The following is a 23,059-nucleotide window of genomic DNA, read 5'->3' on the forward strand; positions in this document are numbered from 1 at the left end:
CGGAGGACGTGATGACCGAACCCGCTGAACACCTACTCGACTGGCTGCGCGACGCGCACGCAATGGAGCAGCAAGCAGAGCAGATGCTGCGCGCGCAATCCGGCCGGCTCGAACACTATCCCGAACTCAAGGCGCGCATCGATCAGCATCTGGAAGAAACGCTCGGCCAGCAAAAGATCGTGGCGGAATGCATCGAGCGTCTCGGCGGCTCGACGTCCATCGTCAAGGATCTGACCGCGAAGATGATGGCATTCGGTCAGGCTGCGGGCGGCATGACGCAGACCGACGAAGTCGTGAAGGGCGCGATCATGAGCTACGTATTCGAGAACCTCGAGATTGCCTCGTACACGTCGCTGATCGCGGCAGCCGAGCGTTGCGGCGACGCGCAGACGAAGGCCGCCTGCGAGCGCATCCTGCCGCAGGAGCAGGCGATGGCGCAATGGCTCCTCGAACATATCCCGTCGATCTCGGTGCAGTATCTCGAACGTTCCGCGACCGGCCAGGAAGCGAAGAAGTGACGCAACGGTCCGGCAAATAGTGGCACGGCCGTTGCTGAAGTAAAACGCCTGCCCGTTCGTGCGCTCCGAGGCAAACGACGGGCAAGCATCAATCGACAACGCGGCTTTTTCGCGGCCGCATCACGCCAGCGCGTATGTAGCGCTGAGACTCGCAGCACGATGACCGCAAGTGACGCACGCGCTTAAGCACGTTCCTCACGGTCGCCGCGAGCTACGAAGCCTCTTGCAAACCCGTTTGCGTGCACTCGCCGCAGAGAAACCGCTCGTCCATCACAAGGAGCCGTTGATATGTTCGTACATAACAAACGCCTGCAATACACCGTCCGCGTGGCAGCCCCGAACCCAGGCCTCGCCAACCTGATGCTGGAACAATTCGGCGGTCCGCAAGGCGAGCTTGCCGCCGCCATGCGCTATTTCACGCAAGCCGTCACCGAAGACGATGCAGGCCGTAAGGACTTGCTGTTCGACATCGCGACCGAAGAGCTGAGTCATCTGGAGATCATCGGCAGCATCGTCGCGATGCTGAACAAGGGCGCGAAGGGCACGCTTGCCGAAGCCGTCGAACAGGAAGCGGAGCTGTATCGCACCATCACGCAAAACGGCAACGATTCGCACACGACGTCCCTCCTGTATGGCGCCGGAGCGCCGCTCACGAACTCGGCCGGCGTGCCGTGGACGGCGGCGTATATCGACACCATCGGCGAGCCGACGGCCGATCTGCGCTCGAACATCGCCGCCGAAGCACGCGCGAAGATCGTGTATGAACGGCTCATCAACGTGACCGACGACGCCGGCATCAAGGACGCGCTCGGCTTTCTGATGACGCGCGAAATCGCGCACCAGAAGTCCTTCGAAAAGGCGCTGCATTCCATTCAGCCGAACTTCCCGCAGGGCAAGCTGCCGGGCAAGCCGGAATTCACGAGCGTCTACTTCAACATGTCGAAGGGCGACGACGCACGCGGTCCGTGGAACGAAGGCGGCGACTGGGAATTCGTCGCGGACCCGCAGCCGGCAGTCGATGGCGGCGACGGCACCGCGACCGTGCAGGTCACGCAGCAGGAAGTGGAAGCGCTGCAGGCCATGGCCGCGCGCACCGCATCGGACCCGACGGCGGACCCGGCGACCGGCGCCGATCTCGGCTCGGGCCAGGCGCAGTAACGCATCTTGTTTGAAGCCGATGCCGCCGATGAACCGGCGGCATCGGTGAAGCGCGGTTCGTCACGGTGCCGCATCTACGTGTAGTGTTTTTGTCGACCAGGAGTTTAGTCATGCCAACTATCACCAACAAAGGGACGGTAGGTGCTCACCGCAGCCCCGTCGATTGGATAGCCGGTGCGCTCGTCATCATCGGCGCATTGAATTGGGGTCTCGTCGGCCTGATGCAGTTCGATCTCGTCGCGGCCATCTTCGGCGCGGGGTCGCCGGGCGCGCGCATCGTGTATGTGCTCGTCGGGCTTGCCGGTCTTTATTCGCTGGTCCGTGCATTCATGCCGGCACGCGAGCATGGACTGGTGCATCGTTGAGACGCGCGCCGCGCGCGTCATGCACACGCGCGGCGCGGCAACATCTTTGGCTCAACGCGCGGTGCACAGATGCGCGTTCACCTTGACGAGCGGGTCGTCGCGCTTGAACGGCGGTTGCGGCACGAAGTTGTCGATCACGCCGGGTTTGAAGATCAGGCAGTAGGTCGAGCCGCCGTATTGAAAGTAGCCCAACTCCTCGCCCTTCTTCACGCGCTGTCCGGGCAGCGCCTCGATCATGCAGGACGACACTTCCGCCATCCCGACGAACACGCACGCCACTTCGCCGATAGCGGCATCGTCGCATTCGATCACGATGACCGCGCGCGCCGCGACCGCGCTGATATAGCCCTGCGAGTCGTTGAGGCCGCCGGGGTCTTCGCCTTCGGCTTCGGCATCCGAGTAATAGGTGCCGTCGACGAGATAGGCTTTCGTGATGGTGCCGCTCACCGGCGCATGCCACCGGTGATAGTAGAACGCGCTGAGATACGCCTGATACACCGTGCCGCCCACGAAGCGCTTCGCCAGCCCGCTTTCCTTCGCCGTGAAAATTTCCTGCAGCGAATACGGCTGCGACTTGATCCAGAACGAGTCTTGCAGCTTGATATCGTCCTTGATCGCATATGGCGATGCCTCGCACGCGCTCACGATTACCTTGTCGTTATCCGGCTCGGCAACGGGCCGCGCGCCCGGCTTGAACTCGCGCGTAAAGAAATGATTCCACGAGGAAAAGCCCCAGTACGGCTCGTCCGGATCGCATAGAAACTGCGAGAAGCCGATCTCCTTGTCCGCTTCGGGACTGAACCATCCATTCGGCGACGACGTGTTCAGATGCTCGCGCGAATACGGCCCGCTGAGAAACCCGGACCACACGTTGAGAATGCGCTTCAGGTGCGCGTTGAACGCCGGGTCGCGAAAGAGCGCGTATCCCGAAGGCATGACCATCGGCCAGTCCAAGAGCGCATTGACCGGGCAGTGAATCAGGCTCTTCTCGCTGAAGGGCGGCGCGTAGGTGAGCATCGCGTCGAGCATGACGACCAGTTCGTCGATGCTCGAATAACCCAGCTCGAAGCCTTCGTCGCGTGCCTGATTGATCGCCCGCGTGAAATCCATGCGGACTACCGGATCTTCGCGAATGAAAGCCGCGAAATCTTCCACCACCGCATTCATCTTCGCCCGGCCGGCGTGCTCGCGCGCATACGCCGCGAAGTTCTTGCGAAAGCTGGCGATCGCTTCCTCGCCGCTCGGAAGCCAGCCGCCCAGCCGTCGTCGTTCGTTGCCCATCTGTCATGCCTCCATTACGTCAGTCGGTTTGCGTCACGCACCTCGCATGCCTCACCATGCGAGGAGATCGGTCAATTCCCGCAGGCGGATGGTTTCGAGCTGCATCACGGCCTCGCGGATGGCTCTCGCGCGGCCGCTATCGACCCTCGCCGCCGTGAGGCGCTCGTACTTCTCATCGACGGCGACCCAGTCCATCGGGCGCGCATGAAAGCCTTCGTAGTCGCTCTGCTCGCCTTCGACGATCGCGCCATCGCTCGTTTCTATCTGCATCGATGCGGGCATTTCATCGGGCGTGCGGTTCGTGTAGTCCGCGTTGGGCGCAATGTGCACGCGTCGCAGCAGGCTTTGCACGTCGTCGCGGCGTATGCGCTCGTCGGCGAACTGCGCGGGCTGCACTTCGCCGTCGATGAGCGCCACCGCGATCAGATACCGGAGATTGTGATCGGCCTGCTCCTTGGTCCAGCATCGATCCTTCGGTCCGTACGCGCCGCCGCCGAGCACTTGGAACGCACCATCCGATACGTCGACGCTCACGCGCGCGATGCGCGTCGCGTCGATGCGATGTTCGTGACGCAACCGGATCGCGAGATCGACGGCGCTTTGCGACTGGAACTCCGCGTTGTGCTTCTTGATGGACACGCGAAGCGGCGCGTCGAGCCGCTCCTTGCTCCACTCGATGACGGGCGCCGCATCGACCAGATGGAAGAGACCCATCGGCCCGTCGAACACGCCAGTCGGCCCGGTGACGCCATTGCGCGCGAGAAACGTGTTCGCAAGCGCCCGGCTCGCGGCTTCGCCCGATGCGAGCCCCTTCCACTCGGACACCGGCTCGGCCTGAATCGCCGCAAGCGACACTGCGCCGACGCCCGCGAGCGCGAGCGCGTGCGCGCATCGCCATTCGTCGAGCGACAGGAGACGCGCCGCGCCCGCCGCCACGGAGAAGCTCAGCGGCGTCGTGTAGTTGATGCCGGCGCGCATGGTCGGCACGTCGAGCAGGCGCGTCTGTACCTGATACGCGATGGCAAGCGCGGCGATGAACGCTTCGCCCGTGGCGTCCGCGTACTCGCCCGCTGCGAGCAACGCGCCGATGTTGTCGGCGGGATGGCAGACTTCGCCGCGTATCGCGGTGTTGTCCATGAAATCGAGGTAGCGCACGAGGCAGCCGTTGTAGAGCGCGGCGCGGTCGGGCGCGCTTTGGCCGCCGCCGATCAGCGTACACAGCGGCGGACCGCCGAACTCGGTCACGAAGCGCCGGATTTTCGCGGCGCTCGCATGTCCCATCGCGCCGATCGCGCAGCCGAGCGCATCGACGATGCTGCGCTTCAGGCGATCGAGGGCGGCATCGCTCAGATCGCTCGCATGCACGCGGCTCACGAACGCTGCAAGCGCCTCGACCATCGGGGCTGGCTCACCGCGCTCCTCCCGCTCGCCGATGCCGCTTGTCGTCGAACTCATGGCCACTCTCCCGCGCGTTTCGTGCAATGCATGCGACTGAGCATTGCCTGTACCAACGCGCGGCGCGGAATGCGGCTTGCTTGATTCGCATGCCCCTGTTGCACCCCGACCAGGCGTCACGCACGCTTGGCGACATCCCGCCTTCCCCCGCAGAAGAGGTGAATTCATGAGTGAGGTTCCCTATCCGTTTCCCAAGTCGCCCGCGAACGATGTCGCGGCGCGAACGCGTCCCGCATCCATCGCGCGCGGGCTCGGCTGGTTCAGTCTGGCGCTCGGCGCGGCCGAACTGCTCGCGCCGAACTCGGTCGCGCGCGCGGCTGGCGTGCGCACGAATTCCGCGCTGATGCGTCTCTATGGGCTGCGCGAAATCGCGTGCGGCATCGGCATCCTGATGTCGCGCGATCCCACGCCTTATCTTTGGGCGCGCGTCGGCGGGGATGCACTCGATCTCGCGACGCTCGCCGCCGCTTCCGACAAGAACCGCGCGCGCACGCTCGGCGCGTTTATAAACGTGGCGGGCGTGACCGCGCTCGATGTGCACGCCGCGACGTCGCTGTCCTCGCATGCGGAAGACCAGCGGCGCGAGGCGCAGATCAAGTCGCAGCGCTATGCGTCGATGTATCGCAATCGCAGCGGCTTTGCGCGTTCGCCCGAAGCGATGCGCGGCGAGGCGCTGCGCGACTTCGAAACGCCGCGCGACATGCGTGCGCCGGATTCGCTCTTGCCGTACACGCATCCGCATCTGAAGAAAAACAAGGCCACCTGAGGCCATTGAAGCCACATAAAAAACATCCCCGCAACCGAAGCACGGCGCGCTCGCGCGAAGGAGTCAACGTGGACATGCCCTCTGTATCGCCCTCCATCACGACGATGATCCGCATGGATCACACGCATGTGTTCGCGGCTTTTCATCGATATCACGCCGATAGTCCGTGGTGGCGCAAGCGCGCCATCGTCGAGCTTGCCTGCACGGCGCTCGAAATTCATGCGCAACTGGAGGAGGAGATCTTCTATCCGGCGCTCGCCGAAGCGCTGCCGGGCGACGACACGCTTGCGAAGAGCAAGCCCGAACACGACAAGATGCGGGAGGACATCGCGAAGCTGCGCGCGATGGGCCCCGACGACGCCGCCTACGACGCGCGCTTCATGCAGCTCATGCGCGAGGTGATTCACCATGTCGCGGACGAGGAAACGGTGCTGCTGCCGACCGCCGAACGCGCGCTCGGCTCGCGGCTCTCCGAACTCGGCCAGCGCATGACCAAACGCAGGATGCAGCTCGTCGCGCAGAAGAACCCTACGTCGATCGCGGTGAATACGATGGGCACCTTCCCCCTCGCTTCGCTCGCGCTCGTCTCGCTCGGCGCGTTCGCCATCGCGCATTGCTTGCGGCCTTCGTCATCGCGGCGCGCGGACCGCTACGCTTAAGACGCGCAGCACGCCGCACGCCACGCGACGCCGCGCGTCACTTCTCGCGCGGCGTGCCGTTCACCTCGACGATGTGCACCGGGATCGACTTCGCGCCCGGCACCTTGCTTTCCTTCGCGTAGTGCCACAACGGAAGGAGCGGATTGCACTCCGGGTAGTAGCCCGCGATGCAACCCTCCGGTATGTCGTAAGGCTCGATGCGCAAGCCCGCGACGCGGCGCTCGAAGCCGTCGTCGGCGATGGTTTGCAGCGTCACGCGATCGTCCTTCTTCAGGCCGTGGCGCGTCATGTCGCTCTCGCGCATGAGAATCACCATCCGGTCGCCGCTCACGCCGCGAAAGCGGTCGTCGAGGTTGTAGATCGTCGTGTTGAACTGGCTGTCGCTGCGCAGCGTCATGAGCCGCAGCGACTGCGGGTCGCGCTCGGGCATGTCGGGGTCTTCGCCGATCGATTCGGGCACGTAGAACTCGGCCTTGCCGCTTTTCGTCTCCCACTTGCGTTCGCGGGCCGGCAGGTTGCGCGGGAAACCGCCGGGCGTCCACATGCGCGCTTCGAAATCGTGAAAGGTCTCGGGATACGTCTTCGCGATCTCTGCGCGCACGATGCGATAGTCGTCGCGCCAGCTATCCCAGTCCACCGTCGCTTTCTCGCCTAGCGTGTGCTTCGCCATTTGCGCGACGATGTACGGCTCGGAGCGCGCATCGGCGGACGCAGGCTCGGCCACGCCGCGCGACCCGTGAATGCAGCCGGTGCTGTCTTCCATCGACACGGCTTGCGGGCCGCTCGCCTGCGCATCGATCTCGATGCGGCTCAGGCACGGCAGGATATACGACTTCTTTGCATGCACGAGGTGACTGCGATTGAGTTTCGTCGCGACGTTGACGGTGAGCTTGAGATCGCGCCACGCCGGTTCGATGCGCAAGCGGTCCGGCACGGAACGCACGAGATTGCCGCCGAGATTGACGACCGCGTTCACCTTGCCGTCGAGCATCGCCTCGAACGCCTCGACGATATTCATGCCCTTCTCGCGCGGCGGCTCGAAGTGGAACTGGCTCGCGAGCTTGTCGAGCGGCGCGAGTTCGGGCTTCTCCGTGATGCCGACGGTGCGCTGCCCTTGCACGTTCGAATGCCCGCGCACGGGCGATGGCCCCGCGCCCGGCTTGCCGATGTTGCCGCGCAAAAAGAGCAGGTTGCACAGCATGCGCACGTTCTGAACGCCTTGCCGGTGCTGCGTGAGGCCCATGCCGTAGTGCGCCATCACCGCGTTGGCGCGCATGTATTCGTCGGCTGCGGCTTCGAGGTCCGCGCGCGGCAGCGCCGATACGCGCTCGATGTCGTCCCACAACGCGGCGCGCACGTAGTCCGCGAACTTCTCGAAGCCGACGGTGTGCTCTCCGATGAAATCGACATCGAGAATGCGCGGCTCGCCGCGTGCCTTCGCGCGGTCGTCGGCGTCGATCACGGCCTTGCACATGCCGAGCATCGCCGCCGTGTCGCCGCCTGTCTTCACCTGATGATATTGCGTGCTGATGACCGTATGCGCGGGCGTCATCATTTCGACCGGCGATTGCGGATTGACGAACTGCAACAGCCCCGGCTCGCGAAGCGGATTGAACGTGATGATCGGCACGCCGCGCTTTCTCGCTTCCTGCAACTGATGCAGCATGCGCGGGCTATTCGTGCCGACGTTCTGTCCGAAGAAGAACATGAGGTCGGTCTTCTCGAAGTCGTCGAGCTTGATGGTGCCGACGCCCACGCCTATCGCTTCCTTCAGTCCGACGCTCGTGCTCTCGTGACACATGTTCGAGCTGTCGGGCAGGTTGTTGGTGCCGTACATGCGCGCGAAAAGCTGGTACATGTACGACGTTTCGAGCGACGCCCGGCCCGATGCGTAAAACACGACGCTCTTCGGATCGAGCGCGCGCAACTCGCGCCCGATGTCTTCGAAGGCTTCTTCCCAGCTCACGGCCACGTATTTGTCGGTGGCGGGATCGTAGCGCAGCGGCGCGGTCAAGCGGCCCGCTTCCTCGAGATCGTGGTCATGCCATGCGCCAAGCTGCGTCACGGTATGAAGCTCGAAGAACTGCGGCGTCATGCGCTTGGCGGTGAGGTCCCAGGCCGTCGCCTTCGCGCCGCTTTCGCAGAACTCGAAGACGTGCGGATCGGCCGGTTTCGCCCATGAGCAGCTCACGCACGCGAAGCCGTCTTTCTTGTTCTGTTTGAGCAGCACCGCGCTGTCCCTGAGCGGCACTTTTTCCTGAACGAGTATGGTGGTGACCGCCTTGAGCGAGCCCCATCCACCGGACGAAAAGGGATACGCCTCGCTCTTGCGAGCGCCGCTGTCTGATTCGGCCATGTCTGCCTCGCCTTTTTGCGTTGTGTTTGATTGGGGACGCAGCAAGCAGTGTTCCCTTTCATGGTGCATACGGCCAGGCAAAAAAAGACGCGCCGGGGGCCTCCGGCGCGTCGGTCGCGACAACGGGCGAGGGGGTGCCCGTTAGCTTTTTCTTCTTGTGTCCTGTTACCCTGCCGCCTTTGTTTCCTGCGCGAGTTGCGTCTTGGCGAGCTCCGTGAGCTTTTCGTCGGTGGATTTTTCTTCCTGCAACGTTTCGAGCAGAAGGTTCATCGCCTGTTCCTGACCAAGCTGCTTGGCAAGGGTCGCAAGCGTGCCATACGTCGCGATCTCGTAGTGCTCGACCTTTTGCGCCGCCGCGATCAGCGCCGCATCGCGGATGGGGCCTTGCTCGAAGTCTTCGATCTGTTCCTGTCCTTCCTCGACGAGGCCTTCCATCGCCACGCACTTGATGCGCTTGAGCCTGATGCCGCACACTTCGACGACCTTGTCGATCCGTTCGATCTGACCGTTCGTTTCTTCCAGATGCTGCGTAAAGGCCTGCTTGAGCTGTTCGTTGGTGCTTGCGCGCGCCAGCTTCGGCAGCGCCTTCGTCAGTTGCTTCTCTGCGCTATACACGTCGGACAGTGCGTGGATGAACAGGTCCTGCATAGTCTTCGATGCCATCGATGCCTCCGTTCAAGGGTCAGTAGGTTCGCACCGGCCAGGCGGCCAGGCGCGCCACATCGGAAACGCAATCGCCGTTCCACTGCCGGCGCTGTCAGTCGCGCGGCATTTCCAGCGGCAGCGCGCGCTTGTGACGCGTCGCCATGTAGAAGCGGCGTATCGTCGTGAGCACTTCGTCGCTGACTTCCTTGCCTTCGAGAAAGTCGTCGATGTTCTCGTAGCTGATGCCGTAGCTGTCTTCGTCCGGACGCTGCGGCGTGAGCGTCTCGAGATCCGCGGTCGGCACCTTCATCACGAGGCGGTCCTCCGCGCCCATCGAACGCGCGAGCGCGCGCACGCGGCGCTTGGTGAGGCCCGAAAGCGGCAGGATGTCCGCGCCGCCGTCGCCGTACTTCGTGAAGAAGCCCATCAGCGATTCCGCCGCGTGATCCGTGCCGATGACCACGCCGCGCCGCGCGCCCGCGATCGCGTATTGCGCGATCATGCGCTCGCGCGCCTTGATGTTGCCCAGCACGAAGTCTTCCTGGAAATCGTCCGCGTATTGCGCGCCGCCTTCCTTGAGCGCGGCTATCATTTCGTCGGATGCGCCCTTCACGTTCACCGTGAACGCTTCGTCGGGACGCACGAATTGCAGCGCGAGCTGCGCGTCGTCTTCATCGCGCTGCGTGCCGTAAGGCAGGCGCACCGCGACGAAATGCGCCTCGTAGCCGCGCGCGCGAAGGCGCTCGACGGCGAGTTGCGCGAGCCGTCCCGCCGTCGACGAATCCACGCCGCCGCTGATGCCGAGCACATAGGTGCGCAAGCCCTGCGAAGTGAGATAGTCCGACAGGAAGGCGATGCGGCGCTCGCGCTCGGCATCGACATCGAAGTCTTCGCGAACGCCCAGTTCGCGGCTGACCTGCTCTCGCCATTGCCGCCAGTCGTTCATGCTCTGATCCATGCTCGCCTCCCATTCGTTCGCTCAGTGTCTCGGCAGACGGTTGAAGTAATGCTCGATGCGCGACAGCGCGTACTCGGCCGCCGCGTGCCGAACCTCGTTGCGCGCGCCGTCGAAGACCTTCGTTTCGCTGAAGGTGATCATCTGGCCGTCGCGCAGTTTGAATGACCACGCGAAGCATTGCGTGCCGGCGGGCGGACCGTCGCCGCCGGGCGGAGCGTCCGCGACGCCCGTGTTCGACACCGACACGTCCGCGCAACACGCTTCCTGACTCAGCGCGCCTTCGGACATCTCGCGCGCGACTTCCTCGCTCGTCAGGCCGTACTGCTTCATCGTCTCCTCGCGCACGCCGAGAAAGCCCGCCTTGCCCGTCGGCGAATACGTGACGAAGCCGACGTCCAGACAACTGCCGCTACCCGGAACCGACGAAACCAGCGAAGCGATGAAGCCCGCCGTGCACGATTCGGCTGTCGCAAGCATCAAGCCACGGGAAGTCAGGAACGAAACCACTTGCCTTGGGATATCCACGCTTTCCTCCTCCTTGGTGCCGCTGTCGATCGGCTTTCCGTTGACGGCGATAAGCAATCGCCGCACCAAAAGGGGACGCACGTCCATGGAATGTCTATTGCTCTGGAGCGCACCAGGGAGCATTTGAGGGCAGCAACGATCGTCCCCAACGATGCCGTACACGACGATAACGCGAACGCTTAAACCATACGGCCATGCAGAGCGCACTTAGCCCAGCAGGGATTCAGGCGAGCCGGGTACTTGACCTGTGGCACGTCACGCTGACGGTATGCTGCATCGTCTTCGCGGCGGTGCTGCTCGCCTGCATGATCGCGCTCGTGCGCGCGCCGCGCGGCGATCGCTCGACGCCCGCGGACATCGGCAGCAACGAGCGGCCCGAACGCGGCATCAACCGCTCGGTGATCGTGGCGACGGTCATATCGGCGCTGCTGCTTGTCTCGCTCGTCGTCGCGGATGTCATCACGGACCGCGCGCTCTCGCGCCTTCCCGTCGACGATGCGCTGCATATCGAGGTGACGGGGTATCAATGGTGGTGGCAGGCGCGCTATGCGCCCGAGCGCGGAGCCGATGGCTTCGCCGTGGCGAACGAACTGCATGTGCCGGTCGGACGGCCGGTCGTGGTCTCGCTGGTCGCGGCGGATGTTATTCATACATTCTGGGTACCTAATTTACACGGGAAGAAGGACATGATTCCCGGCCAGAAGTCGACCATTGCGTTTCGCGCGGATCGGGCGGGTGCGTATCGCGGGCAATGCGCCGAGTTCTGCGGTTACGAACATGCGTTGATGGCCTTCTCGGTCATCGCGGATACGCCCGCGCAATATGCGGCGTGGGCCGCGCGGCAGCGCGAACTCGCGGTCTCGTCCACCGATGCGCTCGCCCTGCACGGACGCGATGTCTTCATGAACGGCGACTGCGCGCGTTGCCATACCGTGCGCGGCACACAGGCGAACGGCTCGCTCGGCCCCGACCTCACGCATCTCGCGAGCCGGCAGACGATTGCCGCCGGCACGCTCGTCAACGACGCGCACAACCTTTCCGCGTGGATCACGAATCCGCCCAAATACAAACCCGGCGTGATGATGCCGGCCACGCAGCTCGCCCCTGGAGATCTCCAGGCCCTCGTCGTCTGGCTCGGTACCCTGCAATGAGCGAGCACGCTTCTTCTTCCTATACGGCTTCCGGCGACGACGGTCCGCGCCCGGTCGATGGTCCCAACGCACCCGCCGCCGTGCGCGCCAAGCTCGCCGCGACGTGGAGCGATCCGCCCGGCTTCATCGGCGCGTTATCGGCGATCAATCACAAGACCATCGCGCGGCGCTTCATCGTGACGACGTTCGTGTTCTTCGTGCTCGCCGGCCTGCTCGCGCTCGTGATGCGCATGCAGCTCGCGCGTCCGAACCTGCGGCTCATCGGCCCGAACCTCTACAACGAACTCTTCACGATGCACGGCACGACGATGATGTTCCTCTTCGCCGTGCCGGTGATGCAGGCGGTGGCCGCGTATCTCGTGCCGCTGATGGTCGGCGCGCGCAGCATCGCGTTTCCGCGCATGAACGCCTATGCGTACTGGGTGTTCCTGTTCGGCGGGCTGCTGCTGTTCGCATCGCTCGCGGTGAACGACGCGCCCTCCGCGGGCTGGTTCAGTTACGTGCCGCTCGCCGGCCCCGACTATTCGCCGGGCAAGGGCTCCGACATCTGGGCGCAGATGATTACGTTCACGGAGTTGTCGGGCCTGCTCGAAGCGATCGTGCTCATCAGCACGATCTTCAAGATGCGCGCGCCGGGCATGTCGCTCAACCGCATGCCGCTCTTCGTCTGGGCGACGCTCGTCACGCAGTTCATGGTGATCTTCGCGATGCCTTCGGTCATGCTGTGCAGCACCGCACTCATTCTCGACCGGCTCGTCGGCACGCACTTCTATAACCCCGCGAAGGGCGGCGACGTGCTGCTCTGGCAGCATCTGTTCTGGTTCTTCGGGCATCCCGAGGTCTATCTGATTTTCATTCCGCCGCTCGGTTTCATCTCGTCGATCATTCCGACGTTCGCCCGCCGTCCCGTCTTCGGCTATCCCGCGATGGTGCTCGCGCTCATCGGCACCGCGTTCCTCTCGTTCGGGTTGTGGGTGCATCACATGTTCGCGACGAACATCCCCGAACTCGGCAAGAGCTTCTTCACCGCCGCGAGCCTGATGATCGCGATTCCCTCGGCCGTGCAGATCTTCTGCTGGATCGGCACGCTCTGGACCGGGCGCGTGAACCTGCGCACGCCGCTGCTTTTCGTGCTCGCGTTCTTCTTCATCCTCGTGATGGGCGGCATGACCGGCATCATGGTCGCCTCCGTCCCGCTCGACCTGCAAGTGCACGACACGTACTTTGTCGTCGCGCATCTGCATTACGTGCTGCTCGGCGGCGCCGTGTTCCCGCTCTTCGGCGCGTTCTTCTACTGGTTTCCGAAGTTCGCGGGCCGCATGTTGTCCGAGCGGCTCGGGCGCTGGCAGTTCTGGCTCTTCTTCATCGGCTTCAACGTCACCTTCTTTCCGATGCATCTGCTCGGTCTGAACGGCATGCCGCGCCGCGTGTGGACGTATCCGTCCGGTCTCGGCTGGGACGGCATGAACCTCGCCGCGACCATCGGCGCGTGGACCATCGCGGTGAGCGTGCTGCTCTTCATCGTCAACGTGATCGTGACGCTCCGGCGCGGCGAGACCGCGCCCGCTGATCCGTGGGGCGCGGGGACGCTCGAATGGAGCGTGCCGTCGCCGCCGCCGCCGCACAACTTCGATGCGATTCCCGTCGTACATGGCCGCGATCCGTTGTGGGAGCCGGCGGCCGAACCGCGCCATGTCGGCGGGCTCGCCGCGGACGCGCGCGAAGTGCTGGTGACGAGCGTGCTCGACGCGAAGCCGGATCATCGGCCGCTCCTTCCCTCACCGTCGATATGGCCGTTCATCAGCGCCATTGCGACGACGATTCTCTTCATCGGCTCGATCTACACGCCGTGGGCGATCGTGTGGGGATCGGTGCCGGTCGCGATCGCGATGATCGCGTGGTTCTGGCCGAAACGTTCGAGCAACGCGTTCGCGGTCGCAAGGGAGCAGCGTCCATGAAGAGCGCGGCCGAATCCAGCGTGCACGTGCGCCGCGACGAAGCGCACGCATCGGAACTCCTTCTCGACGTGCGCGACTTGCCGACGTTCGCGTTCGGGCATCGCAGCGTGATGTGGTGGAGCACGGCGGGGCTGATGCTGATCGAAGGCACGGTCTTCGGCATCGCGGTGATGATGTACTTCTACTTGCGCACGCACGCGCCCGCCTGGCCGATGGCCGCCGCCGCGCCCGAATTGCGCTGGGGCACGCTCAATACGCTGGTACTGCTTGCGAGCATGCTGCCGAACCAGCTTGCGAAGCGCGCCGCCGAGCGCTACGAGCGCGGCCCCGCGAAACTCTGGATGACCGTGTGCCTGCTTGCAACGTTCGTCTTTCTCGTGTTGCGCGGCCTTGAGTTCGCGGCGCTGAACGTGAGCTGGTACACGAACGCGTATGGCTCGGTCGTGTGGCTGCTGCTCGGCCTGCATACGACTCACCTCGTCACCGATGCCGTCGATACCGGCGTGCTCACCATCATGCTCTTCACGGGACCGTTCGAGAGCAAGCGCTTCGTCGATGTCAGCGAGAACGCGCTTTACTGGTACTTCGTCGTGTTGAGCTGGCTGCCTATCTACGGCGTCATCTACTGGGCGCCCCGTTTCTGACATCGCGATCATGCTCACCTGGCCCGCCCTTCTCTTCGCTCCGTCCGTTCTGCTCGGCTTGCTGAGCGTGAACTACGCGCTCGTCGAACCATCGTGCCATCTGCACAGTATCGCCGTGCTGAACGGCGTGAGCGCGGCGAGCCTGGCGGCGAGCATCATCGTGACCGCGCTCGCGTTCGGCCGCTGGCGCAGCGCGCGGCGCGATGCGGACCCATCGGCGCCGGCGCTGCGCTCGCGCGCGGGATTTCTCGCAGCCGTCGCGACGGGCGTCGGGGCGTTGTCGTCGCTTGGCATCTTCGTCATTTCGCTACCGCAATGGCTGCTCTCCGCGTGCTTATTCAACTGACGGTTCTTCTCGCCGCCGCATTCGCCGATAGTGCTTCGGCGCACGCGCTCGCGCCCGCTGCAAGCGATGTCCCCGCGAGCTTCGGCTGGACCTTCGAGCCGTGGGTCGTCGTGTGTCTCGCACTAAGCCTCGGGCTTTATCTCGCGGGCTATGCGAAGCTGCGCGTGCGCGGGTCTCGCGGACGATCGGATCGCTCGATGCGGCTTCTGTCGTTCGTCATCGGATGGATCGCGCTCGTCATTGCGCTGGTGTCGCCGTTGCACACGTTGAGCGAAGCGCTCTTCTCCGCGCACATGCTCCAGCACGAAGTCTTCATGCTGGTGGCCGCGCCGCTGCTCGTCATCGGCAGGCCGCTCGCCGTCTGGATATGGGCATTCTCGCCGCGCGCGCGCCTTCGCATCAGCACGGCGACGCGCAGTGCATGGATCAGGTCGCCGTGGCGCTGGCTCACCGCGCCGGCGGTCGCGTGGGGCTTGCATGCGGCGGCGTTATGGTGCTGGCACGCGCCGCGTTTCTTCGAAGCCGCGCTGCATAGCGAATGGATTCACACGTTGCAGCACACGAGCTTTCTCGGCTCGGCGCTCTTGTTCTGGTGGACCGTGTTCCGTCCCGCCGCCAGCGATGGCTCGCGCGCGCACAACGCTCACGCAATGCTCGCGCTTTTCACGACGATGGTGCACACGTCCGCGCTCGGCGCCTTGCTCACGCTTGCACCGGAAGTCTGGTATCCGTCGTGCATCGAAAGCACGCTCGCGCTCGGCTTCGATCCGCTACAGGATCAGCAATTGGGCGGTCTCGTGATGTGGGTGCCGGGCGGTCTCGCGTATCTCGTGGGCGGGCTGCTCATCGGCGCGCGCTGGCTGTCGCGGCGTCCGGCCCGCGAGCTCACGCCGGTCATCTCAACCGCGCGTGCGGCGTCCGCCGTCAACGCGCCCGCGCACGAGGAGTCCTAGATGCGTCCGCTCATCGTGCGATGTTTCGCGCTCGTCTCGATCGTCGTGGCGGGTTTCGCCGATGCCTCGGCCGCCACGCAAGCCGATGCGCCATCCGCCGAACTGATCGCGCGCGGCGAGTACATCGCGCGTGCGGGCGATTGCGCCGGCTGCCATACCGCGCCCACGGGCCGCTCGCCGAAGCCGAGTGCGCCGTATGCGGGCGGCCTCGGCGTGAACTCGCCGTTCGGCACCATCTTCAGCAGCAACATCACGCCGGACCGGGAAACGGGCATCGGCAAATACAGCTATGACGATTTCTCGAAGGCGTTGCGCGAGGGCGTCGCGCCCGGTGGCAAGGGGCTTTATCCGGCGATGCCCTACACCGCGTTCGTGAAGATGAGCGATGAGGACATGCGCGCGCTCTACGCATTCATGATGCACGGCGTGCCGCCCGTCCACTACGTTCCACCGCCGACCGACGTGCCGTTCCCGTTCAATCAGCGCTGGGCGTTGCGCCTGTGGCGCGCGGCGTTCGCGCCGAAGAAGGTCTTCACGCCGCGCCCCGAACGCGATGCGACGTGGAATCGCGGCGCATATCTGGTGCAGGCGCTCGGACATTGCGGTGCATGTCATTCGCCGCGCGGTCCCGCTTATCAGGAACGCGGTTATGACGAATCGTCGAAGAGCTTTCTCTCGGGCAGCGTCAACGACAACTGGTACGCGCTCAACCTGCGCTCGGACCCCGGCTCGGGTCTCGGGCGCCTGTCCGTAGAGGAAATCGCGTCGTTTCTCAAGACCGGACACGGCGGCGACAAGACGATGGCCATGGGCAGCATGGTGCAGACCATCGAGGACAGCCTGCAATATCTTTCCGATGAAGATCTGCGCGCCATCGGCACGTACCTCAAGACCTTGCCCGCGACGGGCGCATCCGACGGCACCTTCGATCCATCCATAGCGAAGCCGGGCACGCTCAAGACGCGCGCGCCGGACGTGCCGCCCGGCCAGGGCGCGGCGGTGTACGCGACCTTTTGCGCGCAATGTCATATGGATACCGGTGCGGGCGTGCCCGATGCGTTTCCGAAACTTGTCGGCAATCCGGCGGTCATCAGTGAAGACACGACATCGCTGATTCGGCTGCTCGTCGAGGGCGGCAACAGCCCTTCGACGAAAAAAGGTCCGCCGCGGCAAGACATGCCCGGCTTCGCAGGCAGGCTGTCAGATTTACAGATCGCCAAGGTGCTCACTTACATTCGGGCGTCGTGGGGCAACGACGCGCGGCCCATCACTACAAACGACGTCGCGTCGCTGCGCAGCTCGCTGCACAAGTGACCAGCGTTACAAACGGCCGTAATTTCTTCTCTATGAAAGCCTCGTGAAAAGCAGATACAGCCGTCTGAGGGAAAAGACTTCGTTGCACTAAGTACATTCGTATGACCCTACGTTTCACTCGATGGCTTCTCAAGATTTTGGCCTTGTCCTAAACTCTCGCTTACCGAGTACGAGCGATCCTGCATCTGTGGTTCCGAGTCCATCCGCGTGCGGGTGGACCACAGCGTTGCACTCCTCGCCCTAGCAAACCGCTTCACGCGCGACAGCCAAGGGTGCTTTTCATAAGAACGACATCGGTCCTAACGCCGTGAAAATACTCATCGTCAACACGCTGTACTACCCGGACAAGGTCGGGGGCGCCGAAGTATCGACGCAACTGCTCGCGGAAGGGCTCGTGCGGGCGGGCATGGAAGTGAGCGTCGCGTGCGCGTCGGGTACGGGCTTCGACAGCGTGACCGCGTTGAACGGCGTGAGGGTCTATCGCATGCGCAATGCGAATCTCTATTGGCCGCATCAGCCGAAGAGACATTCGCGCGTCGCCAAGCTGCTCTGGCATGCCATCGATGTCCATAACGTCATCATGTCGCGCAAGCTCAAGAAGATCATCGCGCGCGAAAAGCCGGACGTGGTCCATACGAGCAATCTCGCGTGCCTGTCGGTGGACATGTGGCGCGTCGCCCGCAATGCGGGCGTGCCTATCGTGCATACCGCGCGCGACTACTATCTGATCTGCCCCGCCACCACGATGTTCTCCGATGCCGAGCCGTGCAAACGCCAGTGCGGTTCGTGCGCGCTGTATTCGGCGCCCAAGCGCGCGGCATCGTCGCGTGTGGAAGTGGCCGTCGGCGTGAGCCGCTTCGTGTTGCAAAAGCATCTGGAAAGCGGCTATTTTCCCGAAGCCACGCGCACGGCTGTCATCAATAACTGCTACGTGCCGAGTGTAGAGACAACGCCGTTCAAGCGCACGCGGCGCTATGAAGGCGGTCCCGTGCGGCTCGGCGTGCTCGGGCGCGTTGCGCGGGACAAGGGCTCGGAAGTCGTGCTCGAACAATTGTCGGCGGATCGCACGCTCGACTGGACGCTCGCGTTCGGCGGCAGCGGCGACCCGGACTACATCGCGTCGCTGCGGGCAAAGTATCGCGATCCGCGCGTGGAGTTTCTCGGCCACGTCAAGGCCGGCGACTTCCTGAACAGCATCGACATTCTCATCGTGCCTTCCATCTGGCACGAACCGTTCGGGCGCGTGATCGTGGAAGCGTATTCGTATGGCCTGCCGGTCGTCGGCGCGAATCGGGGCGGGATTCCCGAAGTCATCGAGCCGCGTTCGAATCTCGTCTTCGACATGGGGCGTCCCGAGACGCTCATCGGCAAGATCGCGGAGGCCATCGAGCTGCTCAAGACGCCGTGCGTGCATGACCACCTGCGCCGCCACGCCGATACCTTCAGTCCCGAGTCGATGGTCAACGCCTATCTCGACGTGTATCGCAGCGCGCTCGAAGGCGCGCTGACGCGAAGCGTGGAGCCGGTGGCGGCCGCCATCGCGCCCAAGGCGCGCATGGACTGATCACTGAAACTTGACCGGCACCGGACTCGTCAGAAGATTCACGTAGAGGCTGAAGAAGCGGTTGTTGTCGTAGCGCGTGACGTAGGTGATTTTCTGCGGAGAAGCGCCCGGCCCGGGCGCATCCGGATACACGCGCACATGACCTTGATCTTCGCCGGGCGTCGTGTCGATGTCGAGATACGCGCTCTGCGTTTGCGTCGCATAAGTCGGATCGAGAAAGTACGCGATGGTCAGCGTGTCGTAGATATCCGTGTTGTCGGCGAAGGCGCCCGCGTTCTCCACGGCATAGACCTGGGTGACGGGCGTCTGTCCGGTCGGCGGATTGACGATCTGGTTATAGACGGTCTCGGTGAGCGGCACGGTGTTGGTCACGTCGAGCGGAATCACGCGCTGCGCGATGTTCGTCTGCAATAGCGTGCGCACGGCCACCGGATCGAACCACCAGTTCAGCTCGCCCACCGCGTTCGCGTTGCCGGGCACGTTCATCGCGCCGCCCATATAGACGATCTGCTTGATGAGCGGCACGATCTCCGGCGCTTTCTGCACGGCGGTGGCAAGGTTCGTCGGCGGTCCTACCTCGATGATCGTCACCTGATTCGGATAGCGCTTGATCCTGTCGATCATGAAGTCGGCGGCGGCCTGCGCCTGCAGCTTCGTGGACTGCGCGAAACCATCGGGCGGTGCGGTGAGTTGCGATGCGCTCGTCGGCTCCGGACGCATCCACGCGCCGAAGTAGCCGTTGGGATTGGCGGCCTGCTGCGCGCGGATGCTCGCGACATCGTATTGCAGCGGATAGTTCGCGCCCCCATACACGCCGACGCGATCCTGCACGCCCATGCGCTCGACGGCCTTGAGCGCGTCGGCCTCTTCCTGCAGCAGCCAGTCGTTGCCGGTCACGACGCACAGGCCGAGCAGGTTCACCTTGCCCTGCCCCATCAACTGACTCGTCATCGCGAAGAGCTGGCCGTCGTCGCCCATCGTGTTGAAATCCGAATCGATGATGATCTTCGGCGCATCGTTGTAGGCATCGTGATGATCCGAGCCGCCGCAGCCCGCGAACACGCCCGCGACGAGCGAAGCGAACAACGGCACGACGAATCGTGCTGCATTGCGATGGGCCATGATGTCGTCTCCGGTGTTTCAGTTCATTCTAGGAGCAAATCGCGAGGGCATTGCAGCATCCGGAGCCGATGCGTGACGGACCGCGCCTTGCTATCGGCAGTTCTGACTTCTCAGGTTTCCAAGCCCCCGCGCAACGAACGCCGACAGGTTCTCTCATGCTGCTTTCTCTTGCCGTCCTGCTGCTCTTCCAGTGCCTCGGAGAAGGCATCTCGTACATGTTCCGGCTGCCCGTTCCCGGGCCGGTCGTCGGCATGTTGCTGCTGCTCGCCTTTCTGATTGCGCGTCCGCGCGCCGCCGATGCGATCGAGCCGACCGCGAATGAACTGCTGCGTCATCTGTCGCTGCTCTTCGTGCCGGCGGGCGTCGGCATCATGGCGTCGGCGAGCGCGGTGCGCGGCGATCTCGTCGCGGTGGCGCTCGCAATCGTCGTCAGCACGACGCTCGGCATCGCCGTGACCGCGCTCGTCATGCGCGCGCTGATGCGCCGGCAGACGGACCGCGAAGCCGGAAGCCAGGCGTCATGAACGCGATTCCGCGCCTCAACGCGATATGGGTCTACCTCGCGGCATCGCCGCTGCTCGGGCTCACTATCACGCTCTTCGCCTATCTCGTCGCGCAATCCGTCTACGCGCGATGCCGCTTCAACCCGCTCGCCAATCCCGTTCTGATCGCGGTGGCGCTCATCGTCGCACTCTTACAGATCAGTCATACGCCGTATCCGACTTACTTCGAAGGCGCGCAGTTCGTGCACTTTCTGCTCGGGCCGGCGACCGTCGCGCTCGCGCTGCCGCTCTATCGACAGCTCGGCAATCTTCGACGGCTCGCCGCGCCGATCATCGTCGCGCTCTTCGCGGGATCGATGACGGCGATCGTGTCCGCCGTCGCGGTGGCGTCGTGGCTCGGCGCATCGAAAGCGACCGTCGCCTCGCTCGCGCCGAAGTCCGCGACCACGCCCATCGCGATGGCGGTGGCCACGTCCATCGGCGGCATTCCGTCTTTGACGGCGGTGCTCGTCATTTCGACGGGCATCTTCGGCGCGGTGTTCGCGCGCGTGATTCTCAACGCGCTGCGCGTGACGGAGCCGCAGGCGCGCGGCTTCGCGCTCGGCGTCGCGTCGCACGGCATCGGCACGGCGCGCGCGTTTCAGATCAGTCAGGAGATGGGCGCGTTCGCCGGCCTCGGCATGGGCCTCAACGGAATCCTCACGTCGTTTCTCGTCCCGGTGATGGTGCCGGTGCTTGCGCGCTGGCTTTGATGCGCGGCTGCGTGGCCGTGCGTATCGAAACGCACGGCTTTGCGAGCCGCGTCGCGCGCTGGATGGCGATGGCGATATCGCCCGCGTTCCTGCACGCTAAGCTCGCCGATAAGCCGCTCGATGTCGCGTGGGAAAAGCTCGACTGGTCGGACACGCGCACGCCGTGACGCTCATTCGATCGCGATTGCGTCGATTGCGTCGATTGCGTCGATCGCGTCTGCGATGCGGCCTGCGTCGTCGTAATGAATCATGTGGCCGCGATGCGGCACCAACGAAAGCACGCTCTGCCCGATGTCCCCGGAAAGACGACCCGACTGCGTCCGTGCATCGACGATCGCATCGTCTTCGCCCGCGAAGATACGCACCGGAATCCGAAGCTCGCCATAACGCTGCGACAACTGATGCGCGGCGGGCACCATGAACGCGGCGTCTTCACTGATTGCGCGCATCTGCGATGGACGCAGCACCATCTCGCGCGGTATGTGCGCGTCGAACGCGTCGGGCACGGATTGCGGCGCGAACATCGCCCGCACGTTGGGCCGGAACATCAGCCGCCCGCCGATGGGCGAGACCGTGTAGCGCATCACGTCGCCGATGACGGGAACCGCCGCCGGCGCGGTCATCAGCACGTCGAAGCGCGCGCTCGGATAGAAGTAGCCGGAAATGAGCGTGAGGCCGTCGATTTCGATGCGCGGTTCGAGCGCCATCGCAAGCGCCACGAGACAGCCAAGCGATTGCCCGACCACGACCGCGCGCGTCAGGCCCATGAGCCTCAGCGCCTTCTGAAGGATCTCGGCCTGCGCCTGCGGCGTCCATGCGCGGTCGCGCGGGCGCTCGCTATAGCCGAAGCCCGGACGGTCGAACGCGATCACGCGGTGCCGCGTGGCGAGCCGGTCGAATAGTCCGCTCGCGACATAGTCCTGCATCATCACGAGATTGCCGTGCAACAGCACGACGAGCGGCCCCTCGCCTTCGTCGATGTAATGCAGGCGCACGCCATCGACCTCGATGAATTGTCCGATGGGCGGATGCTCGCGCTCCGCCTTGCGCGCGTTCAACGCGGCCCAGGCCGCAACGCCCAGCGACACGGCTGCCGCGCCGCCGGCCAGTAACTTCCCCGCTGACGATTCGTTTCTTCTGGATAGACGCATGATTCCCCGATGGTGTGTTCGTGAGAGCGCGATGCGCGCAAAGGCGTGCAGCGAGCAACGCGCATGCCATCGGGAATCAGGCGCGAGTTACTTATGCAGTTTGGCGTCGGTGTCCTTCGCGAGTTGAAGATGCTCGCGCAACGTAGCGAGGCCGTCGGCGGCGAGCGCGCGCACGTCGGGATCGCTCGCGTGATCCGCCTGATCGCTGAAGTGCTTCACGTCGGCTTCGTGATCGGACACGTTGTGCTTCATGAATACGGTATCGAATGCGTGGCCCGACAGCGGCTTGAGCGCGGCGTAAGTCGTGCGCTGGACGAGGGTCGTGCCATCCGGCAGGCGATAGCCCTTCTTCTGCGCAAGCGCGGCGATGCGCGCGTCGAGTGCCTTGTGATCGGCGATCATGCGTTGCGCGAACGCCTTTACCGCGGGGTCATGCGTTGACTTCAGCGCAAGCTCGCAGCTTTCGATTTCCGCGCGGCCATCCTGGATGGCATCGCCGAGAAAGCGTGCGGCGCTGTCGTCGGTTGCGGCTTGCGCGATGTTCACGATGCCGGCCACCCCGAGAAGCAGCGCGCAGATCGAAGAGCGGTATGCGATGGACATGAGCGTGGTTTTCTCCATGAAAGAAACGTTCGGAACGGTGCTTGCTCGTCTGCAAAGAACAACCTTTTCCGCAGACGAGGCAATCGCAATGAATCAGCAACCCGAAAACGGCCACATCGAAAGCCAGCCGATTCCCGGCCATACCGAAAACATCCCGGCGAATCCGTCGGACGATCCCAAGCGCGGCCCGACCGAAGACCGCGCGCCCGATGCGACGCCCGATACCAAGCCCGGCACGCCGCCCGGAACGCAGAGCGAAAGCGACCGCCTGAAGACGCCGGAAGACGGCAATCCGGTGTAAGCGCGCGGGGT

25 protein-coding genes are annotated in these 23,059 nt (G+C 64.2%); 16 read left to right on the plus strand and 9 right to left on the minus strand.

Going from position 1 to position 23,059, the window contains the following annotated elements; genetic code table 11:
• Positions 1-11 precede the first annotated feature (11 nt).
• The 3 genes from LDZ27_RS25670 (at position 12) to LDZ27_RS25680 (ending at position 2,041) form a co-directional block, all read left to right on the plus strand.
• Positions 12-518, plus strand: a complete 507-nt coding sequence (locus tag LDZ27_RS25670; RefSeq protein WP_244818094.1) for a ferritin-like domain-containing protein — start codon at positions 12-14, stop codon at positions 516-518.
• A 288-nt stretch (positions 519-806) separates the two neighbouring features.
• Positions 807-1,676 carry a manganese catalase family protein gene (locus tag LDZ27_RS25675; RefSeq protein ID WP_244818095.1) on the plus strand — a complete coding sequence of 290 codons (870 nt, stop codon included), beginning with the start codon at positions 807-809 and terminating at the stop codon, positions 1,674-1,676.
• A gap of 110 nt (positions 1,677-1,786) precedes the next feature.
• The gene (locus LDZ27_RS25680; protein WP_244818096.1) at positions 1,787-2,041 is read left to right on the plus strand and encodes a DUF378 domain-containing protein; all 255 of its coding nucleotides are present in this window, start codon (positions 1,787-1,789) and stop codon (positions 2,039-2,041) included.
• A 51-nt stretch (positions 2,042-2,092) separates the two neighbouring features.
• On the opposite strand, the gene LDZ27_RS25685 is transcribed toward LDZ27_RS25680, so the two are convergent.
• A complete protein-coding gene (locus LDZ27_RS25685) occupies positions 2,093-3,322 on the minus strand; it encodes a phosphatidylserine decarboxylase family protein (RefSeq protein WP_244818097.1) in 1,230 nt (409 codons plus the stop codon).
• Positions 3,323-3,373: 51 nt separating this feature from the next.
• Complete coding sequence (locus tag LDZ27_RS25690) at positions 3,374-4,777, minus strand: MmgE/PrpD family protein (RefSeq protein WP_244818098.1); 1,404 nt, start codon at positions 4,775-4,777, stop codon at positions 3,374-3,376.
• A gap of 166 nt (positions 4,778-4,943) precedes the next feature.
• Here LDZ27_RS25690 and LDZ27_RS25695 point away from each other — a divergent pair, with 166 nt between their 5' ends.
• Entirely contained in the window at positions 4,944-5,543 is a 600-nt protein-coding gene (locus tag LDZ27_RS25695) for a hypothetical protein (protein ID WP_244818099.1), read from the plus strand.
• A 74-nt stretch (positions 5,544-5,617) separates the two neighbouring features.
• Positions 5,618-6,202, plus strand: a complete 585-nt coding sequence (locus LDZ27_RS25700; RefSeq protein ID WP_244818449.1) for a hemerythrin domain-containing protein — start codon at positions 5,618-5,620, stop codon at positions 6,200-6,202.
• A gap of 37 nt (positions 6,203-6,239) precedes the next feature.
• On the opposite strand, the gene LDZ27_RS25705 is transcribed toward LDZ27_RS25700, so the two are convergent.
• From LDZ27_RS25705 to LDZ27_RS25720, 4 genes are all read right to left on the minus strand, one after another.
• Positions 6,240-8,558, minus strand: coding sequence for an FdhF/YdeP family oxidoreductase (locus tag LDZ27_RS25705; RefSeq protein WP_244818100.1), 2,319 nt, complete (start codon positions 8,556-8,558; stop codon positions 6,240-6,242).
• A gap of 165 nt (positions 8,559-8,723) precedes the next feature.
• Positions 8,724-9,221: a ferritin-like domain-containing protein gene (locus LDZ27_RS25710; RefSeq protein WP_244818101.1), complete on the minus strand. Its 498-nt coding sequence runs from the start codon at positions 9,219-9,221 to the stop codon at positions 8,724-8,726.
• A gap of 94 nt (positions 9,222-9,315) precedes the next feature.
• On the minus strand, positions 9,316-10,161 hold the full coding sequence (gene nadE, locus LDZ27_RS25715) for an ammonia-dependent NAD(+) synthetase (RefSeq protein WP_244818102.1): 846 nt from the start codon (positions 10,159-10,161) through the stop codon (positions 9,316-9,318).
• Between the two features lie 21 nt (positions 10,162-10,182).
• Entirely contained in the window at positions 10,183-10,686 is a 504-nt protein-coding gene (locus LDZ27_RS25720; RefSeq protein WP_244818103.1) for a CinA family protein, read from the minus strand.
• 194 nt (positions 10,687-10,880) lie between these two features.
• Here LDZ27_RS25720 and coxB point away from each other — a divergent pair, with 194 nt between their 5' ends.
• From coxB to LDZ27_RS25755, 7 genes are all read left to right on the plus strand, one after another.
• Positions 10,881-11,837 carry a cytochrome c oxidase subunit II gene (gene coxB, locus LDZ27_RS25725; protein ID WP_244818104.1) on the plus strand — a complete coding sequence of 319 codons (957 nt, stop codon included), beginning with the start codon at positions 10,881-10,883 and terminating at the stop codon, positions 11,835-11,837.
• The gene (gene ctaD, locus LDZ27_RS25730; protein WP_244818105.1) at positions 11,834-13,795 is read left to right on the plus strand and encodes a cytochrome c oxidase subunit I; all 1,962 of its coding nucleotides are present in this window, start codon (positions 11,834-11,836) and stop codon (positions 13,793-13,795) included. The genes coxB and ctaD overlap by 4 nt, the downstream gene beginning before the upstream one ends.
• Positions 13,792-14,439: a cytochrome c oxidase subunit 3 gene (locus LDZ27_RS25735; RefSeq protein ID WP_244818106.1), complete on the plus strand. Its 648-nt coding sequence runs from the start codon at positions 13,792-13,794 to the stop codon at positions 14,437-14,439. Before ctaD ends, LDZ27_RS25735 begins: the two co-directional genes overlap by 4 nt.
• 10 nt (positions 14,440-14,449) lie before the next feature.
• Positions 14,450-14,785 carry a hypothetical protein gene (locus tag LDZ27_RS25740; protein WP_244818107.1) on the plus strand — a complete coding sequence of 112 codons (336 nt, stop codon included), beginning with the start codon at positions 14,450-14,452 and terminating at the stop codon, positions 14,783-14,785.
• Positions 14,755-15,738 (plus strand): cytochrome c oxidase assembly protein, encoded by a 984-nt coding sequence (locus LDZ27_RS25745; protein ID WP_244818108.1) that lies wholly within the window; start codon positions 14,755-14,757, stop codon positions 15,736-15,738. Before LDZ27_RS25740 ends, LDZ27_RS25745 begins: the two co-directional genes overlap by 31 nt.
• Entirely contained in the window at positions 15,739-17,052 is a 1,314-nt protein-coding gene (locus LDZ27_RS25750; RefSeq protein ID WP_244818109.1) for a cytochrome c, read from the plus strand.
• 307 nt (positions 17,053-17,359) lie between these two features.
• Positions 17,360-18,616, plus strand: coding sequence for a glycosyltransferase family 4 protein (locus tag LDZ27_RS25755; RefSeq protein ID WP_244818110.1), 1,257 nt, complete (start codon positions 17,360-17,362; stop codon positions 18,614-18,616).
• Here the strand turns inward: LDZ27_RS25755 and LDZ27_RS25760 are convergent, their stop codons facing one another.
• Complete coding sequence (locus LDZ27_RS25760; protein WP_244818111.1) at positions 18,617-19,738, minus strand: nucleoside hydrolase; 1,122 nt, start codon at positions 19,736-19,738, stop codon at positions 18,617-18,619.
• Positions 19,739-19,893: 155 nt separating this feature from the next.
• On the opposite strand from LDZ27_RS25760, the gene LDZ27_RS25765 reads away from it, so the two are divergent.
• From LDZ27_RS25765 to LDZ27_RS25775, 3 genes are read left to right on the plus strand one after another with little or no spacing between them, the layout of a single operon-like run.
• Complete coding sequence (locus LDZ27_RS25765; RefSeq protein WP_244818112.1) at positions 19,894-20,262, plus strand: CidA/LrgA family protein; 369 nt, start codon at positions 19,894-19,896, stop codon at positions 20,260-20,262.
• Complete coding sequence (locus LDZ27_RS25770) at positions 20,259-20,993, plus strand: LrgB family protein (RefSeq protein WP_244818113.1); 735 nt, start codon at positions 20,259-20,261, stop codon at positions 20,991-20,993. Before LDZ27_RS25765 ends, LDZ27_RS25770 begins: the two co-directional genes overlap by 4 nt.
• Positions 20,994-21,010: 17 nt before the next feature.
• Positions 21,011-21,160 carry a hypothetical protein gene (locus LDZ27_RS25775; RefSeq protein ID WP_244818114.1) on the plus strand — a complete coding sequence of 50 codons (150 nt, stop codon included), beginning with the start codon at positions 21,011-21,013 and terminating at the stop codon, positions 21,158-21,160.
• A gap of 3 nt (positions 21,161-21,163) precedes the next feature.
• On the opposite strand, the gene LDZ27_RS25780 is transcribed toward LDZ27_RS25775, so the two are convergent.
• Positions 21,164-22,081: an alpha/beta fold hydrolase gene (locus LDZ27_RS25780; RefSeq protein WP_244818115.1), complete on the minus strand. Its 918-nt coding sequence runs from the start codon at positions 22,079-22,081 to the stop codon at positions 21,164-21,166.
• Positions 22,082-22,231: 150 nt separating this feature from the next.
• Entirely contained in the window at positions 22,232-22,747 is a 516-nt protein-coding gene (locus LDZ27_RS25785; protein ID WP_244818116.1) for a DUF4142 domain-containing protein, read from the minus strand.
• Positions 22,748-22,835: 88 nt separating this feature from the next.
• On the opposite strand from LDZ27_RS25785, the gene LDZ27_RS25790 reads away from it, so the two are divergent.
• The gene (locus LDZ27_RS25790; RefSeq protein WP_244818117.1) at positions 22,836-23,048 is read left to right on the plus strand and encodes an MARCKS-like protein; all 213 of its coding nucleotides are present in this window, start codon (positions 22,836-22,838) and stop codon (positions 23,046-23,048) included.
• The last annotated feature ends 11 nt before the right edge of the window (positions 23,049-23,059 follow it).

This window comes from Caballeronia sp. Lep1P3 (assembly GCF_022879595.1).
Lineage (GTDB): Bacteria > Pseudomonadota > Gammaproteobacteria > Burkholderiales > Burkholderiaceae > Caballeronia.